At 64.2% G+C, this 17,572-nt stretch carries 9 protein-coding genes; 7 read left to right on the top strand and 2 right to left on the bottom strand.

Annotation, left to right across the window (positions count from 1 at the left end; genetic code table 11):
- The first annotated feature begins 137 nt into the window (after positions 1-137).
- The 4 genes from ACODSZ_RS12235 to ACODSZ_RS12220 all read left to right on the top strand — a co-directional run bounded on the left by ACODSZ_RS12235 (position 138) and on the right by ACODSZ_RS12220 (position 9,549).
- On the top strand, positions 138-2,411 hold the full coding sequence (locus ACODSZ_RS12235) for a CHASE2 domain-containing protein (protein ID WP_488927675.1): 2,274 nt from the start codon (positions 138-140) through the stop codon (positions 2,409-2,411).
- Between the two features lie 573 nt (positions 2,412-2,984).
- Entirely contained in the window at positions 2,985-4,649 is a 1,665-nt protein-coding gene (locus tag ACODSZ_RS12230) for a ShlB/FhaC/HecB family hemolysin secretion/activation protein (protein WP_175343000.1), read from the top strand.
- A 1-nt stretch (position 4,650) separates the two neighbouring features.
- The gene (locus ACODSZ_RS12225) at positions 4,651-8,727 is read left to right on the top strand and encodes a beta strand repeat-containing protein (RefSeq protein ID WP_175342945.1); all 4,077 of its coding nucleotides are present in this window, start codon (positions 4,651-4,653) and stop codon (positions 8,725-8,727) included.
- A gap of 54 nt (positions 8,728-8,781) precedes the next feature.
- Complete coding sequence (locus tag ACODSZ_RS12220) at positions 8,782-9,549, top strand: FecR family protein (protein WP_488927674.1); 768 nt, start codon at positions 8,782-8,784, stop codon at positions 9,547-9,549.
- Between the two features lie 82 nt (positions 9,550-9,631).
- On the opposite strand, the gene ACODSZ_RS12215 is transcribed toward ACODSZ_RS12220, so the two are convergent.
- Complete coding sequence (locus tag ACODSZ_RS12215) at positions 9,632-10,405, bottom strand: 3',5'-cyclic-nucleotide phosphodiesterase (protein WP_175342943.1); 774 nt, start codon at positions 10,403-10,405, stop codon at positions 9,632-9,634.
- Positions 10,406-10,850: 445 nt separating this feature from the next.
- Between ACODSZ_RS12215 and ACODSZ_RS12210 the strand changes: the two genes are divergently transcribed.
- From ACODSZ_RS12210 to ACODSZ_RS12200, 3 genes are all read left to right on the top strand, one after another.
- Positions 10,851-12,518, top strand: coding sequence for an HD domain-containing phosphohydrolase (locus tag ACODSZ_RS12210; protein ID WP_488927673.1), 1,668 nt, complete (start codon positions 10,851-10,853; stop codon positions 12,516-12,518).
- Positions 12,519-12,624: 106 nt separating this feature from the next.
- Positions 12,625-14,199: a COG3904 family protein gene (locus ACODSZ_RS12205; protein ID WP_349627551.1), complete on the top strand. Its 1,575-nt coding sequence runs from the start codon at positions 12,625-12,627 to the stop codon at positions 14,197-14,199.
- Between the two features lie 207 nt (positions 14,200-14,406).
- Positions 14,407-15,891 carry a SulP family inorganic anion transporter gene (locus tag ACODSZ_RS12200; protein ID WP_175342940.1) on the top strand — a complete coding sequence of 495 codons (1,485 nt, stop codon included), beginning with the start codon at positions 14,407-14,409 and terminating at the stop codon, positions 15,889-15,891.
- A 139-nt stretch (positions 15,892-16,030) separates the two neighbouring features.
- On the opposite strand, the gene ACODSZ_RS12195 is transcribed toward ACODSZ_RS12200, so the two are convergent.
- On the bottom strand, positions 16,031-17,545 hold the full coding sequence (locus ACODSZ_RS12195; protein ID WP_488927672.1) for an efflux transporter outer membrane subunit: 1,515 nt from the start codon (positions 17,543-17,545) through the stop codon (positions 16,031-16,033).
- Positions 17,546-17,572 lie beyond the last annotated feature (27 nt).

The raw sequence follows: 17,572 nt of genomic DNA, 5'->3' as shown, positions 1-17,572 counted from the left end.
CGGTTCACCGCACCCCGCGCTCTCATCAGCATGGGAATGATGCCGGCGGGCAACTTCCGCAAGTCCCTGCCGATTGTGGGCACAGGCAACTGGTGGCATGATCGCAGCCAATCAAAAAGGGAATCGGGGGAAAGTCCATGTTGCGTCGTTTGCGTACCGCCTTGGCCAAGTATTGGGCGCGCTGGCTGCTGGCACTGTTGCTCATCGGTCTGGCCGAGGCAATGGTGTCAGGGCTGTTGCCCAATCCGGTGGTCGAGCGCATGGACCTGTTCTTCTATGACTTGCGCATGCGGGTGGCCAAGCCCGCGCTGGACCCGCGCATCGTCATCGTCGATATCGATGAACGCAGCATCGACGAACTCGGGCGCTGGCCCTGGAGCCGCGACCTGGTGGCCAAGCTGGTCCAGCAGATGACGCAAACCTATCAGGCCCAGGCGGTCGGTTTCGACGTCGTCTTTGCCGAGCCCGACACCACGTCGGGCTACGGTCGCCTGGAAGATCTCGCGCACGGTCCGCTCAAGGATGTGCCACAACTGGCGCAGCAGCTGCGCATACTCAAGCCGCAGATGGATTACGACGGTCGCCTGGCGGCAGCCCTGAAGGGGCAGCCGGTGGTGATGGGCTATGCCTTCTCCAATGAGAGCGGCGCCGTGGTCAAGGGCGAGTTGCCGCCGCCGGCCTTTACCGTGGCCGACCTGGGCGGGCGTGATGTGGATGTGGTGCGCTGGCGCGCCTATGGTGCCAATCTGCCGCAGCTGCAATCGGCGGCGCGTGCCGGCGGTTTCTTCAATCCGGTTCCAGATGACGACGGACTCATCCGCACCGTCTCGCTGCTGGCGCGGCATGGCGACAATTTCTACGAGTCGCTGGCCCTGGCCACCGCACGGGTGGCCGTGGGCGGCAAGCGCATCAAACCGGTCTTCCTGACCAGCGCCGATGGCTTGCTGGGGAGCCAGAAGGAGAATTACGACGCCCTGGCCGCCATCGCCGTGGAGGCGCGTCCGCAACCGCTGATCATTCCGGTGGAGCGGCGGCTCACGACTCTGGTGACCTACCGCGGGCATGGCGGGCCGCAGGGCGGCGCCTATCGTTACGTGCCGGCGATCGACGTGATCCGTGGCACCTACCCGCATGACCAGCTCGATGGCCGCATCATGCTGGTGGGCACCACCGTGCCCGGTCTGAACGATCTGCGGGCTACGCCCGTGAACCCGGTCTATCCGGGAGTGGAGATCCATGCCAACCTGATCGCCTCCATCATCGATGACGACTTCAAGACCCGGCCCGATTTCGCCGCCGGCTATGACGGGGTGCAGGTGGCGCTGGCTGGCCTGCTGCTGGGCCTGCTGCTGCCCATGCTGGGGCCGCTGGCCTCGATGCTCCTGTCGCTGGGTACGGCCGGTGCACTGGCCTGGCTCAACTACTGGCTCTACGACAGCGCCGGCATGGTGCTGCCGCTGGCCTCGGTGCTGCTGCTGGTGGCGCTGCTGTTCATCAGCAACCTGGGCTGGGGCTATCTGTTCGAGTACCGCAACCGCAAGGCCATCGTCAATCTGTTCGGTGAATACGTGGCGCCGGAACTGGTGGCCGAAATGGCGGCCAATCCGGCCAGCTACAACATGGAAGGCGAGATCCGCGAGCTGACCGTGATGTTCTCCGACGTGCGCGGATTCACCACCATCTCGGAGAGCCTGCAACCCAATGAGCTGCGTGAATACATCAACCTCTATCTGACGGCGATGTCCGAAGACATTCGCGGCAATCGCGGCACGCTCGACAAGTACATCGGTGACGCCGTGATGGCCTTCTGGGGTGCGCCGCTGGATGTGCCCGATCACGCCGCCCGGGCAGTAGCCACGGCATTGAAGATGCAGCAGACCACGCTGCTGCTCAACGAGGAATTCACGCGCCGCAACTGGCCGCCTCTGAAGATCGGCATTGGCGTCAACAGCGGCCAGATGCGCGTGGGCGACATGGGCTCGCGCATCCGCAAGGCCTATACGGTGATGGGTGATGCGGTCAACCTGTCCTCGCGGCTGGAATCGATCACCAAGGTCTATGGCGTGGGTGTGCTGGTGGGGGAGGCCACCCGCCAGGCTGCGCCGCAGTTCGCCTACCGCGAGCTGGACCGGGTGCGCGTGAAGGGCAAGAACGAGCCGGTACCGATCTTCGAGCCACTGGCCCTGGAGAGCGAACTCGATGCCGACTTGCGCGCCGAAGTCCAACAGTGGCATGCGGCGCTGGCGCTGGTGCGCGCGCAGCGCTGGGATGAGGCGCAGCACGCCATTGAACGCCTGCAGGCGACGCAGGCACGCGGCCTCTACACGCTCTACCTGGAGCGCATCGCGCATTTCCGCCAGACGCCGCCTGCGGCGCATTGGGATGGCGTGACCACCTTCGAGACCAAGTAAACGCAATGGCGTGGCGCATGGCTGCAATTGCCGTGCGGAAATCATGCGGCTGATGAAAAACGTACAGCCCCCTGTGCAAAATTTCTCAGCCGCTGGCATTGCCTGAATTTCTTTGCATGTTGAAGGTGCAAATCATTTCCGCATGGCAATCAGGTGTCGCGCAATCTGGCGCAAACGCCCACTGCAAGCGGTTTTTCGCCGATTCTTGTCGACGCGGTCAGACCTAGTCAGTATACTTTGCAAGTGTCAAGAGTGATGTCGCCTGGCAAGGTGGCTTCACTGCCGGAGACGATCCATCCCTCCTCCAAGAAGGGGCATATCGATGTCCGGGCAGGTCTGCTTCAGGGGTTCCTTTTCGTCTTGTCGTTGGCTGTCGTGGTCCGTTCGCCGCTTGTGTGGCGGACCGGGCCTTGCGTGCGCGTCCGCCATGGGCGCTCGCCGGGGCAGCGTGCGACTGGATGCAGAGGTGGCAGTGTGAGCGTGGCCGGTGCCGCGTTGCACGAGAAGAAAACTGGGAGGGCTCGCCGGGGGCGGGTCACAGAGACAATGAATCGATGCTTTCAGCATTCTCTGATGGGGATGGCGCTGCTGGGCAGTGCCGTGGCCGCGCTTGCGCAGCCGGCAGGCATGGCTCCTGGCGCCATGCCCGCCGGCGACAGTGCGCAGGTCCATCAGGACGAGCGTTTCGACATCACCCGCTTTGCGGTCGAGGGCAATACCTTGCTCACGCAGGCCAGGGTGGATCAGGCGGTGGCTCCGTTCCTCGGTCGCGGGCGTGTCTATGGCGATATCCAGCAAGCGCTGGAGTCCCTGGAAAACGCCTACCGCAGCGCCGGTTACACGGCCGTGCAAGTGAGCGTGCCGGAGCAGGAACTCACCGGCGGCGTGGTGCGGCTGCAGGTGGTCGAGACGGTGGTGGGCAAGGTGGTGGTGAGCGACAACCGCCATTTCAGCGAGCAGAACATCCGCGCCAGCATCCCGCAGCTGGTGGAGGGCAGTGCGCCCAACCTGCGGCGCATTTCCGAATCGGTACAACTGGCCAATGACAATCCGGCCAAGCAGGTCAATGTCACCCTGACGGCCTCCGAAGCCACCAACCAGATCGATGCGGCCATCTCCGTCAAGGATGAGAATCCCCTGCGCGTGATGCTCAACCTCGACAACAGCGGCAGTCGCGATACCGGTCAGTGGCGCACCGGCGTGGCCGTGCAGCATTCCAATCTGTTCAACCGCGACCACGTCGCCACGGTGGCCTATACCACCTCGCCCGACAGTCCCTCGGGGGCCAAGGTCGATCTGTACTCGCTGGGCTATCGTCTGCCCCTGTATGGACTGGGCGACAGCCTGGACTTCATCTACGGCAAATCCAACGTCAGTTCAGGTCAGACGCTGGCGGTCAATTCCACGCTCAACATCACCGGTCGCGGTGAAATCTATGCGCTGCGCTGGAACCACTACTTTGCCCGCAGCGGCGAGTGGAGCAGCAAGCTGGTCTTCGGTGCCGATTACAAGAAAGTCGATTCCTCCTGCAGCATCAATGGCGGCCTGCTCAATGGCGCCACCCTCAATACCTGCCTGCCTTATTCCACCTTGCCATTGTCGGTAAGCTACAGCGCGCAGCGGCAGGGCGTGGGCCAGATCGTCGATTACAACCTGGGCATTGCGCGCAACATGGCCACCGGTCAGGCGCGCCGCAACGATACCCTGCAGGTGACGGACCGCTACTCGCTGTTTACCGGATCGCGCCGGTCGATGGACAACTTCATCGCCATCCGTGGTGGCGCGAGCTGGTTCAGGGTCTTCCAGAATGACTGGCAGGTACGTCTGGCCGCTGCCTTGCAGGTGTCGCCCCATGCCCTGCCGGCGGTGGAGCAGTTCGGTCTGGCCGGTGCCAATGCGGTGCGCGGTTTCACCGAGCGCGCCGTAGCGGCCGACAGCGGTGCGGTCCTCAATACCGAACTCTATACCCCGGATCTGCTGGTCAAGACCGAGATGCGCGGCAACCTGCGCCTGTTGGGCTTTGTCGATGCCGGACGCGGAGCCAACAACAACGTCACCTCCGCCTCCACCGTGCCCTCCACGGTCACGCTGGCCAGCATCGGTGCCGGCCTGCGCTATACGCTCGGGCGTGACTTCAGCCTGCGCCTGGATGTGGCGCGGGTGCTGCTCAACGGCAATTCCGTGACCGAACAGCGGGGCGATCTCAACGCCCACCTGAGTGCCATCCTGGGGTTCTGACATGACATCACCATCCACTGCCGTGCAAGTACCGGCCCGTCCGGCCATCGAACTGCTGCCGCCATCGATCACGGTGCGCGTGGGCAAGCGCCGCCTGAGCTTGACCTGGCGCGTACGCAAGCCCCTGCCGATGCTGTTGTCGCGTCTGTTGCGACGCGCCTGGGTGCGCGTGCTGGCGCCGGGCCTGCGCCTGTCACTGGCGGCGGCCGCCGTGTGCGCTGCCTGGCAGGCAACGGCGCTGGCAGCAGCCCCGGCACCTGGCACCCTGCCCACCGGGTGGAGCGTGGTCAACGGCAATCTCAGCTTCAGCCAGAACGGCAACACGCTCAACATCAACCAGCTCTCGCCGCAGGCCATCGCCGCTTTCGCGTCCTTCAGCATCGGTGCGGATGCGACCGTCAACGTGCTCCAGCCGGGTGCCTCGGCCGCCTTGCTGGCCAAGGTGACCGGAGCCGATATCTCGCAGATCTACGGCAAGCTCTCGGCCAATGGCACGGTGGTGCTGTACAACCCCAATGGCGTGGTGATCGGCCCCAGCGGTACGGTCGATGCAGCGCGCTTCATCGCCACTTCGCTGGCCGTGAGCGACAGCGACTTCCTGGCCGGCCGGCTCAACTTCGTCAAGGATGGTACTGCCGGACTGGTGGACAACCAGGGCAAGATCACCTCCGCCACCGGTGGCAGCGTTTACCTGATCGGCGGCAGTGCGTCCAACAGCGGCATCATCACCAGCCCGCAGGGCGAGGTCATCCTGGCCGCAGGTCAGACCGTGACCCTGGCCGATACGGCCACACCGGGCGTGACCGTCAACGTCACCGGCAGTGCCGGCAACGTCACCAACCTGGGCACGATCACGGCCGAGGCCGGGCGGATCGGCGTGGCGGCCGGTCTCATTACCAACAGTGGCGTCATCAATGCCTCCAGCGTGGTGCGTGAAGGTGGCCGCATCTTCCTGCGCGCATCGGGCAACCTGACCACCACTGCCAGCTCCAGCATCAATGCCGATGGCACTCAGGGGGGCAACGTCACCTTGTATGCCGCCAATACGGCCTTCATTGATGGCGACGTGTCGGCACTGGGCACGTCAGGTGCGGGCGGCTTTGTCGATACCTCCGGTCTGAAGCAACTGGAAGTGGTGAAGGTTCCCAGGGTGGGAGCGGGCGGCACCTGGCTCATCGATCCGCTTAACCTGGATGTGGTGTCCACCGGTTCGCAGAATGTGAACATCAGCATTCCTGCCTGTTCAAGCGATTACGCCATCACCTCCACCGGCAGCGGATCAAGGATCACCGCAGAGACCATCACCAGCCAGCTCAACAACGGAACCAACGTCCAGCTGGTGACGGGCGATGGCGAAGGACTGGGCGGCAACATCAACGTCACGGCCAATATCAGCAAGACCGGATCGGCCAACAGTTCGCTCACGCTCAATGCCGCCAACAACATCAGCATCACGGCTGACATCACCAGCCAGGGGGGCGCACTGGATCTGATCCTCAACAGCGGTTACAGCGGGCCGGGGACGCAGGTCGTCTCGGAAGCCCGTGTCCTGGACGAGGGCAAGACGAGTCATCTGAGTACCGTCGACAATGGCGCGCGCATTCTGCTCAATGGCGGCTCCCTGAGCGTCAACGACGGTTCGGCCAGCGGCGATCTGCTCATCAACAATGGCACGGTCAACCTGGGCAGCGGCAACCTGAGCGCAGCCGCGGTGACCGTCAACAGTGCCGGTACCCTGACACTGAACGGTGGCCAGGGCAACATCACTTCGCTCAACAACAACGGTACCGTCAACGTGGCCACGAGTGGCAACAACAGCCTGTCCGTTGGTAGTGATGGCATCACCAACAACGCTACGTTCAACATCAGCGGCAACGTCGCTTCCAGCGGTGATGTGACCAACAATGCCAATGCCACGCTCACCCTCAACGGCGACGCCGCTTCCCTGAACGTGACGGGCAATGCCAGTCTGACCAACTACGGTCTGCTGACGCTGGCCGGTGGCAACATCAGTGCCGCCGCCATCAGCAATGAGGCCAATGGCACCATCGCCGGCAACGGCACCGTTGCGGTCAGCGGGTCATTCACCAATGACGGTGTTCTGGCGCCGGGCAGCGATGGGACTGTGGGCCATCTCATCCTCAGAGGCTTTGGTGAATCCACCGAGCCCCGCTTCAGTCAGGGTGATACCGGGAAGATGCTCATCGATATCGCCAGCGCCGACAGCTACGACCAGATCGACCTGATGGGGTGGTCCTCAGCCAGGCTGGGCGGTACGCTCAAGACCCGCCTGCTGGACGGCTATGCGCCTACCGGTGAGGTGAGCATCAATCCTTTCAACCTCGCTCAGGGTCAGCAATTGAGCGACTACTTCGGCACCGTGACGGGCGATATCGTCGGCGCGGGGCAGCAAGAGAAGATGTTCAAGGCGGTCTACGATGAGAATGGCCTGGCCAATCTGTCCTTGCGCGGGGCCGAGACCTTCACTTACCAGCAGTCCTCCTATTCCGAGGGGGGCTGGGAAGACCGCTCCAACTGGAGCAGCAACGCCACGGTAGGCAATGTGTCTACCTACATGCCGACGCAGATCGATACGGTGGTCATCACGGGCGATCAGAGCGTCAGGCATGGCAGTGGTGACGATACCGTCGCCAATCTTCAGATCGGGTCCGATGCCCAGCTCAATCAGCAAGGCGGTACGCTCACGGTGCGCAACAGTACCAGCAACAACGGGACCATCAGCGTCAATGTCGCCAGCGACGCCAGTGAGGGCAGCGTTGCCGCCCTGGTGCTCAATGGCACTACCAGCGGCAACGGGACCCTCAATATCGGCGGCACGGACTACAGAGAGGGGCAGACAGTCCTGCTCAACGGCACCGTCACCGTGGCCAGCGCCGCCCAGTCCGGCATGACGGCGGTGCTGACGGCAGGCGACCTGACCCTGGGAGGGGATGTGCGCCTGTCCAACCTGACGGTCTCCAATGGTACCGTCACAGGCAACGTCGGTTCGCGCCTGGTGGTGACCGACTCCTTCAGCCAGAGCGGCGGCAATCTGACCCTGGCCGATGCGGCCCTGTCGCAGGCTGACGGTTCTCTGGCCGTTGGCAACATCACCGCCAACAATCTGGTGCTGGAGGCAGCCAGCGGCAATCTCAGCCAGAACACAGGAACCGCAATGCACGTGAAGTCGCAGTTGATCGCCTCGGCCAGCAACGGCATCACCTTCAACAACACCGGCAACCAGATTGCAGGCTTTGCCGCCAACAACAGCGGCACCGGTGACATCACCTTGAAGAACACCCTCAACACCAGCGATGCCAGTGCGGTCAGCATCAATGGCGTCACGACCACGCGCGGCAATATCAGCATCGACAACACCGGCGGCGTGGTGACCTCAGCCATCGGCGCCAAGGCCAACTTCCTCGGCAGCCTGCCCGCCGAGGCCAGCGGCGCGACCATCAGTACCAGCAGCAGGCTCACCACCCTGGGCATCAACAGCAGTGGCCAGATCAAGACCAGCAACGGTACGGTCAGCGTCGTGACGCACAGCCCGCTGACGATCGGTTCCGGCGGCGTCAGCGCCACCGGGACCATTACCCTGACCGCCAGCGCCTCCTCGGGCAGCAATGACACACTGCTGATCAACGGGGTTCTGGTCTCCACGGGGGGCAACATCACGCTGTCGGCGGGTGATTCGATGACCATCAACGCCAATATCTCGACCTCGCCCCCGGGCGTGGCACTGCTGTCGGTGGCGTCTGGTCAGGTCATCGGTTATGCCCAGGGCGTGACCATCGTTGACGCCAATGGCACCCGCACTCCGGTGACGGGCACTACCAGCAGCTCGAGCAACAGCCAGGCTGCGCAGGCCGTGCAGCAACAACAGAACCAGCAGAGCCAGGACCTGCAGACCAGTCTGAACAACGCCCAGCCCGGCACGGAGGTGGCTCCCGTCAACGGCAGTGTGGTGCAGCAGACCGGCAATGCCACCCAGACCGTGGGTGGCACGACGGACCACTTCGGTGACGAGGGCGAGGACCGCAAGCAGGCCAAGAAACCGCTGCCGATGTGTACCTGATGTGATACGGGATGCACGACGGATGACCCGTAATAACCGGATGATGTGATCTTCATGAATTTCTTCAAGCAAAATCCGCCGGCCTCGTTCCGGCGTCCACTGATCGGGCTGGTGATGGCACTGCTGCTTCTGCTGGCGGTGACCTGCGCCTTCGCCCAGGCGCAGCCGGTGGTCGGGCAGGTCACCCATCTGTCGGGCGTACTCAGTGTGCGGCATGCCGACGGTACGCGCGTGGTGCTGTCGGTCAAGTCGGCGATCCTGCAGGGCGACACGCTCATCACCGAGCGCGAGACCTATGCCCGCGTCAAGTTCGTCGACAACGGCGAGATCGTGTTGCGTCCGGGGTCCGAGGTGGCTGTGAGCAAATACCTCTACGACGATAAAGATCCGAAGAATGACTCGGTCGCCATCAGTCTGGTCAAGGGCGGACTGCGGGCGGTCACCGGGCTGGTTGGCAAGCGCAACCACGATGCCGTCAATTTCGATACGCCCACGGCCACCATCGGTATCCGCGGCACCCACTTCGGCGCCCTGTACTGCCAGAACGATTGCGGCGGTGTGCCGACCCCCAACGGTCAGCCGCCGGCCAACGGCTTGCACGTGGATGTGGTCAGCGGTGCCATTCAGGTCACCAACCCCAGTGGCACGCAACTCTACAGCGCGGGCCAGTTCGGTTTCGTCCCCTCGATCTCGCTGCCGCCGGTGATCGTGCCGCCGACGCAAGGCGTGGCGGTGACGATGCCGCCGACCATCAGCAGCAATGCCAATACCGGGACGCAAAAGATCGGTGCGGCCAAGCTGGATGCCTGCGTGACCCAGTAAGCGCCCGGCCGCGCCTGGCGCAGACATGAAAAAAGGCGCCGGCACGGATGTGCGGCGCCTTTGTCGTTGGCCAGGCAGCCCGTCAGAATTCCAGTATGGTTCCCGTGGCCAGCATGCGCGGATGATGCGGGCCGGACCCGGCCGCGATTTCTGCGGCGATCTCCTCGAGTTGTCCGGGTTTGGCGTGGGTGATCAGGACCTCCGGATGGCCCTGCAGGTGTTGCAGTTCCTCCAGCAGCAGGCTGGGGCACAGGTGCTTGGACAGCAGTGCCAGCTCACGGTCGCGGTTGGCGAAGGCGGCCTCGATGATCAGATAGCGCAACTGGTCGATGCGATTGACCGCCTCCCACAGTGGTGCACAGCGACAGGTGTCGCCGCTGAAGGCCAGCGAGGCACCGCTGGCATGATTGCGGACCTGGTAACCGACGGCCGGCACGGTATGCGCTGCGGGCAGCGGCGTGATGCTGCGCTGGCCCAGCTGCACAGGTTGGCCCGGCTCAACCGTGGCGAAGCGCAGGAAGGGGCGCTGGGCATCGGGGATGACGCTGAAGTCGGGCCATATGTGCCAGTTGAAGATGTGCTTGCGGATGATCTCCATGGTCGCCGCGCTGGCGTGCATGGTCAGCGGGGCGCTGCGCATGTCGCCCACGCTGTCGATCATCAGTGGCAGGCAGGCAATGTGATCCAGGTGCGCATGGGTGATGAAGACGTGATCGATCTTCACCAGCCGCGCCAGCGACAGGTCGCCGACACCGGTGCCGGCGTCGATCAGGATATCGTCATCGATGAGCAGAGAGGTGGTGCGCATGCCATTGCCACCGATGCCCCCGCTGCATCCCAGGATTTCTACACGCATTGTGATTGCCGCTCATAGGTTATGGGTTCCGGCCCCACCGCTCGGACTGATTCGGAACCTTGTTGCAGTCCGGAAACCCTTGTCCGGACTGGCTTTGCGGACGATGTAGCAAATTATGCAACATATCGTGATGGTAAGGGATTCAGCGGTGCTGTGCAATCGGGATATCCCTGAGCTCGGCCTTGGCGAGCGCGTCGGGCAAGCGCAGAATTGGCGGTCAATTCCCCTCAAGCTCGCTGCAAGACGGCGTGCGCAGTCGTTCTAAAATCGCGATGATGCCGAAAAAGCATCCGCCAAAAGTGCGCCGACATTGCCCTCTGGCAATGATCGCGCCATGTCCGTATGCCAACGCTTCAGGGAGCCGCATGTTGCCAGTCGTCCATCCAGCAACTCACACCCGCCATCGCGTCCAGTGTTCGCACTGTGGCGCGCGGGAGATGGAAGCATGAACGTCCCGGCCAGCATGCACGATCTCGCGCCCACTGCCGGCGAGCACCGCGACATCGCCTATCGGCTGGAGCGCCTCACCGACCTGTGCCGCGAGCTGGGCAGCCAGCGCGACATTCCCCTGTTGCTGGAACGCATCCTGCTGACCGCGCGCGACATCACTCGTGCCGATGGCGGCACCCTCTACCGCACCACCGACAATGGCGAGGCGCTGCGCTTCGACATTTCCGTCAACCAGACCCTCAAGATGCACCAGGGTGGCAGCAGCGGCCAGGTCATCTCGATTGCCGACATCGCCCTGAGCTTGCCCGACGGCAAGCCCAATCTGACGGCGGTGGCGGCCTATGCGGCCAATACCCGGGAATCGGTCAACATCGCCGATGTCTACCAGGCCAGCGGATTCAATTTCAATGGCATGCGGCTCTTCGACGAGAAGTATGGCTACCATTCCAAGTCCATCCTGACGGTGCCGATGCAGGATCACGAGGGCGAGCTGGTGGGGGTGTTGCAGCTCATCAACGCCATCGATGCCGACAGTGGCGAGGCGGTTCCCTTCTCGGAAACCGACCAGCGCTTCATTGAGGCCCTGGCCGCGCAAGCCGCCATGACGATGACCAACCAGCAGTTGATCGCGCGTCTGGAAAACCTGTTCGAAAGCCTGATCAAGCTCATCAACATCGGCATCGGTGAAAAATCCCCGCACACCGGGCGCCATTGCGAGCAGGTACCGCAACTGGCCATGATGCTGGCCGAGGCCGCGCACAATACTACCGAAGGACCGCTGGCCGATTTCCGCATGAGCGAGGCCGACCGCCGCGAACTGTGGCTGGCCGGTCTGCTGCACGATTGCGGCAAGATCGGCACGCCCAGTCACATCGTCGAAAAGGCGACCAAGCTGGAGACCATTTTCGATCGCATTCACCTGATCGACACGCGTTTCGAAGTCCTCAAGCGCGATGCCGAGATCCGCGTCTTGCAGGAGAAACTGGCGCTGGGCGCCGCGCTGACCCCGCAACGCGTGGCCGAACTGGAGGCCGGGCTGCAGGCCGAGTTGCTGACCTTGGACGAGGAGCGGGCTTTCCTGCGCAAGATCAACTACGGCACCGAAGGCATGCGCGCCGAAGACCAGCAGCGCGTGCTGGACATCGCCGAGCGCAGCTGGCGCGGCCCCGATGGCCAGCTGCGCAAACTGCTCGATGACGAGGAAGCAGGCAACCTGCGCATCCGTGCCGGCACCCTCAATGATGCCGAACGCGCCATCATCAACAACCACATCGTCATCACCATCAAGATGCTGGAATCCTTGCCGTGGCCCAGGCAGCTGGCGCGGGTCACGGAGTTTGCCGGCGGCCACCACGAGCGCATGGATGGCAAGGGCTATCCCAAGGGCCTCACGCGCGAGCAGATGTCGGTGCAGGCCCGCATCATGGCGGTGGCCGACATCTTCGAGGCGGTGACCGCCGCCGACCGGCCCTACAAGCGTGGCAATACGCTCAACGAGGCGGTCGAGATCCTGGCCGGGTTCAAGCAACGCAACCATATCGATCCGGATCTGTTCGATCTGTTCGTGCGGGAACGCATCTACGAGAAGTATGCCCAACAATTCATGCACCCCAGCCAGATCGACCAGGTCGACCTGTCGCGCATTCCCGGCCACGGCGGCTGAAAGCGCGACGGCATCGCCAAGCTGGGTTATGCTGAGGTCTTCATAAAGTCACCTTTCATTGAAGACGCTGTGTGCCTGGCCGCAGCGCATCGAGGAAAAGCACCACGTGTCCGAGGCAGTAACCCGATCTCCCGTTCCCACCCGTTCGTCCACCGGTTTCGTGCGTCGTCACTGGCGCGGCGATTATGGGCTGGGCCGCTCCTACTGGCTGCATACCGTCCTGCTGACCTCGCTGGTACCGGCGCTGGCCATCTCGGTGCTGGCGCGGCTGACCAACGACATGCCGGCGCGCTACGGCATGGCCGGGGTGCTGGGCATCGCCGCCTTCAGCTATCTGGCCTGGACCTGGGGCGTATGCGGCTGCTGGCGCTCGGCCAGCAAGCATGTGGGGCGCGGCGGACGGCGCTGGGCCGAGGTGGTGGTCAAGTTCCTCATCCTCTGTGGTGTCATCAGCATGGTCACCAGCACCTGGCGGGCGGCGCACTCGGTACGTGAACAGCTGGACATCGCGCTGGGCAAGCAACTGGGGCCACCCGTGGTGTACCAGGTGCGGGTGGATGGCAAGTCGGTCCTGCTGCAAGGTGGCATGAACGATGGTGCAGCCGATGGCCTCGATGCGGTCCTGCAACAGCACCCCTCGGTGCGCACCGTGGTGCTGTATTCGGCCGGTGGCTGGGTGCGCGAGGGCAAGCTGGTGGGCGAGGTGATCCGTCGTCACCGGCTCAACACCTATGTGGAACAGGAGTGCTCGTCCTCCTGCACGCTGGCCTTCCTGGCCGGCCGTGACCGTGCCATGGACCCGCGCGCGCACATCGGTTTCCATACGCTCTACACGGTCGGCGGCGATGACCGCATCAACAAGAGCTTCGACCGCAAGCTGACCTTCGAGACCTACGGCAAGCTGGGCCTGCCGCATGACTTCATCGAACGCATTGCCGATACGCCGGCAGCGCAGAGCTGGTATCCCGAGCTGGGCCAACTGTTGCAGGCCGGCGTGCTCACGCGCCTGGCACCGGGCGGCGAGACCGCGCAGATCGCCACCATCGCCACGTCGCGCGATGTGCTGGAGGCCGAATTCAAGAAGGGCGCGCTCTTCGACATCATGGCGCGCTATCATCCGGCCGCCTTCGCCCGGACCATCGACCTGGCCTGGGCCAAGGTGCAGGCGCATGCCTCGGATGCCGAGATCCTGGCCGTGGGGCGCGAGCAGGTCGGACTGCTGAGTCGGCGGCTGCTGCCCATCGCCTCCGATGAATCGCTCGCCGAGTTCCAGCAATTGCTGCTGGATGAGGCCGTGGCGCTGCGCGGCATCAGCGTGTCGGCCTGTACCGAACTGATCTATCCCCGTTCGCGCGCCGATGCCGCGGCCGGCCGGGAAGCCCCGCAAGCGGCGCTGCCACAGGAATTCGCCAACCGCGAGCAACAGATGACCCAGCGCCTGCTGCGCGATGCCGACCCGGCCAACGCCGGGCGCTACAGCCTGGCCGAGCGGACCCGCGTCATGCGCAAGGCGCTGGCCCCGCTGACCCAGGAACAGTTGAAACTGCTGTCCTCGCCATTGCGGCGCCAGGCCGATCCGGTGGCGACCTGCGATGCCTCCATCGCCTACCTGCTGGCTGTCAATCAGTTGCCCCCAGCCGAAAAACGCGTCGCCTTGCGAGTGTTGTATTCCCGCGAATGAGGCGGACAGGCAGCGTCCGGGCAGCGTATGCTGCAATGCGGTAAAATAAGGACTTCCTTTCCTGCCCGCCGTGCGGCATGCCGCGCGTGAGTTGTCGGCACGACATCGTACATGTCATTGCTTGCTGTTCCATTCCTGCCGCGACCCTGACGTCTGCGGCTGCTGCTTTCCTGCTGTTTTCCTGCTGTTTTCCCGCTGATCTTGCCCATGACGACTATCGCCACCCCGACTTCGCGCCTGCGCGATCTGCGCCAGAACGTACTGGCCGGCCTTACCACTTCCTTTGCACTGGTGCCCGAATGTATCGCCTTTGCGCTGGTGGCCCAGTTGAACCCGCTCATGGGGCTATATGGTGCTTTCTTCATCTGTACCATCACGGCTCTTTTCGGTGGCCGCCCGGGCATGATTTCCGGGGCTGCCGGCTCGATGGCCGTGGTCATCGTGGCGCTGGTGGTGCAGCATGGTGCACAGTATTTCCTGGCGACGGTGGTGCTCTCGGGCGTGATCATGCTGCTCTTCGGTGCGCTCAGGCTGGGCAAGCTGGTGCGCATGGTGCCGCATCCGGTGATGCTGGGTTTCGTCAATGGCCTGGCCATCGTGATCGCCATGTCGCAGCTGGAGCATTTCCGTGTCGATACTGCTGCCGGTCCGCAATGGCTGCAGGGCTCGGCGCTGGCCATCATGATCGGCCTGACCCTGGCGACCATGCTGATCGTGTGGCTGCTGCCGCGCGTGACCAAGGCGGTTCCACCGGCGCTGGCGGCCATTCTGGGGGTGGGACTGGTGACCTGGGCCAGCGGCCTGCATACCCGTACGCTGGCCGACATGGCCCACATCGCCGGCGGCCTGCCGCCACTGCACTGGCCGAGCGTGCCGATGAACCTGGAGACGCTGCGCATCATCGGTCCCTACGCGGTACTCATGGCCATCGTCGGCCTGCTTGAAACCCTGCTGACCTTCAATCTCACCGATGAGATCACCTCCAGCCGGGGCCAGCCCAACCGCGAATGCCTGGCCCTGGGCGCGGCCAACATCGTCTCGGGCCTGTTCGGTGGCATGGGCGGTTGCGCCATGATCGGCCAGACCATGATCAACCTCGGCTCCGGCGGCCGGTCGCGGCTCTCCGGGGCGGTGGCCGGTGGCATGATCCTGCTGTTCATCCTGTTCCTTTCGCCGGCCATCGAGCGCATTCCTCTGGCCGCGCTGGCCGGGGTCATGCTGGTGGTGGCGCAGGAGACCTTCGCCTGGGGCTCGCTGCGGGTGCTGGGCAAGGTGCCGCGGAACGACGCGCTGGTCATCATTGCGGTGACGGTCATTACGGTGCTGACCGATCTGGCCGTGGCAGTGTTGTGCGGCATCGTGATCGCCGCGCTCAACTTCGCCTGGCAGCATGCGCGCGAAGTGCGCTCGGATGTGCGCGATGAAGACGACGGCAGCCGCACCTACCTGCCGCATGGCACGCTGTTCTTTGCCTCCACCACGCATTTCCTCGAATTGTTCGATACCGTCAATGATCCGCAGCAGGTCACCCTGGATTGCCGCCATCTGCGCCTGGCCGATCATTCCGCCATTGCCGCCGTGCAGACCCTGGCCGAGCGCTATGCCCGACTTGGCAAGGACCTGCGCGTGGTGACCTTGTCGCAGCGCTGCAGCCAGTTGTTGCAGCGGGCGGGCTTGCCGCAGGTGGCGTAAAAAATGCCCGCCGTCGCTGGGTGCGGGGCGGGCTGAAGTACCACGGGAAATTCTGCTGCATGACCGGCCCGCATCGAAGGATGCGGGCCGGTTTTTCGTATTGCTGGTTTTTGTTTGTTGCTTGTCGCTGCGGGCGCTCCTACTTCGAGGAAGACAGCTGCGTCGCCGGTGCGCCCCAGCCGCCGCCCAGTGCGCGGATCAGGTTGACGGTGGAACGGGCGCGTTCGCCATCGAGCGTGACCGAGGCGCGCCTGGTCTGCAGCACGGTGCGATCGGCATCGATGACGCTGAAGTAGCTCACCGCACCCTCGCGGTACTGCGTGTGCGAGAGTTTGGCTGCGCGCGAGGAGGCGGCCACGGCTTCATCCTGGGCGCGGTTCTGGTCATCCAGGATGCGCAGATTGGCCAGGTTGTCTTCCACTTCGCGGAAGGCATTCAAGACCGTGCCGCGATAGGTGGCCACCTGTTCTTCATAGCTGGCGCGCGCACGATCCACACCGGCCTGACGGCGGCCGCCATCGAAGAGCGGCATTGACAAGGCCGTGCCTACCAGCGGTCCCAGCAGGAAAGTGCGGCTGGACCAGTTGAAGAGATCGCCCAGTTGCGCCGACTCATACCCCAGGCCACCGGTCAGGTTCAGCGCCGGGAAGAAGGCCGACTTGGCCACGCCCACGCGGGCATTGGCGGCAGCCATGGCGCGCTCGGCGGCGGCGATGTCGGGACGGCGTTCCAGCAGCGCCGAAGGCAGCCCGGCCGGCACCGATACGTTCAGGCGCGTGAGCGGTTGTGGCGGCAGCGAGAACTCGGCCGGGGTGCGGCCCAGCAGGATCGCCAGCGCATGTTCGGCACTGGCGCGCTGGCGCGCAATGCCCAGCGCCTCCGATTGGGCCGAGGCCAGTTCGGAGCGGGCACGGGCGACGTCGACCTCGCTGATATCACCCTCATCGAAGCGGCGCTGCACCAGGCGCAGCGATTCCTGGCGCAGGTCCACAGTGCCGCGGTACAGCTCGGCGGCGGCATCCAGTTCGCGCACCTGGAAATACTGCTGCGCCACGTCGGCCTGCAAGGCCAGCAGCACCGAGTGGAACAATGCCTCGCTGCGCTGGGCATCGGCGGTGGCGGCATCGACCGTGGAGGCGACCCGGCCGAACAGGTCAACTTCGTAAGAAACATTCACTTGTGCGCGATACAGAGTGAACGGTTGTGTATTGGCATCGGCCGCTAACCCTTGTGAGGCGGGCGAAGGGCGCTGGCGGGTCGCGCCGACCCCTGCATCCACCTGCGGGAAGTAGCCCGAGCGTGCATCGCGGGTCAGGGCGCGCGCCTGGCCGAGTCGCGCGGCGGCGGCCTTGAGGTCCTGGTTGGCTTGCCGGGCGGTGTCTTCGAGGGCGTTCAGCTTGTCGTCACCGAAGATCTTCCACCACTGGCCGCGGGCGATGTCTTCGGCGGGCTGGGCGGTCTTCCACTGGCTGCCGTTTTCGCCGGTCTGCGCGGTCGGGGCGGCTTCCTTGAAGGCGGCCGGGGTGTCCACCGAAGGACGTTCATAGGTCGGGGCCACCGAGCAGCCGGCCAGTACCAGCAGCGCTGCCAGCAGGGCCGAGCCGATGCGCACGGGGCGCAGCAGGCGGCTCATCGATAGAGATTGGGTCATCATTTTTCTTGCTCCATTCATGGGCTGATC

Source organism: Herbaspirillum sp. FG34 (genome assembly GCF_057809315.1).
Note: the sequence above shows the minus strand (reverse complement) of the source record. Positions and strands in the feature narration are given on the sequence as shown.

What these genes read in the sequence shown, in the direction of transcription:
- ACODSZ_RS12235 (WP_488927675.1), top strand. Translation starts at nt 138, where the DNA reads ATGTTGCGTCGTTTGCGTACCGCCTTGGCCAAGTATTGGGCGCGCTGG.
- ACODSZ_RS12220 (WP_488927674.1), top strand. Translation starts at nt 8,782, where the DNA reads ATGAATTTCTTCAAGCAAAATCCGCCGGCCTCGTTCCGGCGTCCACTG.
- ACODSZ_RS12230 (WP_175343000.1), top strand. Translation starts at nt 2,985, where the DNA reads ATGGGGATGGCGCTGCTGGGCAGTGCCGTGGCCGCGCTTGCGCAGCCG.
- ACODSZ_RS12225 (WP_175342945.1), top strand. Translation starts at nt 4,651, where the DNA reads ATGACATCACCATCCACTGCCGTGCAAGTACCGGCCCGTCCGGCCATC.
- ACODSZ_RS12200 (WP_175342940.1), top strand. Translation starts at nt 14,407, where the DNA reads ATGACGACTATCGCCACCCCGACTTCGCGCCTGCGCGATCTGCGCCAG.
- ACODSZ_RS12215 (WP_175342943.1), bottom strand. Translation starts at nt 10,405, where the DNA reads ATGCGTGTAGAAATCCTGGGATGCAGCGGGGGCATCGGTGGCAATGGC.
- ACODSZ_RS12210 (WP_488927673.1), top strand. Translation starts at nt 10,851, where the DNA reads ATGAACGTCCCGGCCAGCATGCACGATCTCGCGCCCACTGCCGGCGAG.
- ACODSZ_RS12195 (WP_488927672.1), bottom strand. Translation starts at nt 17,545, where the DNA reads ATGATGACCCAATCTCTATCGATGAGCCGCCTGCTGCGCCCCGTGCGC.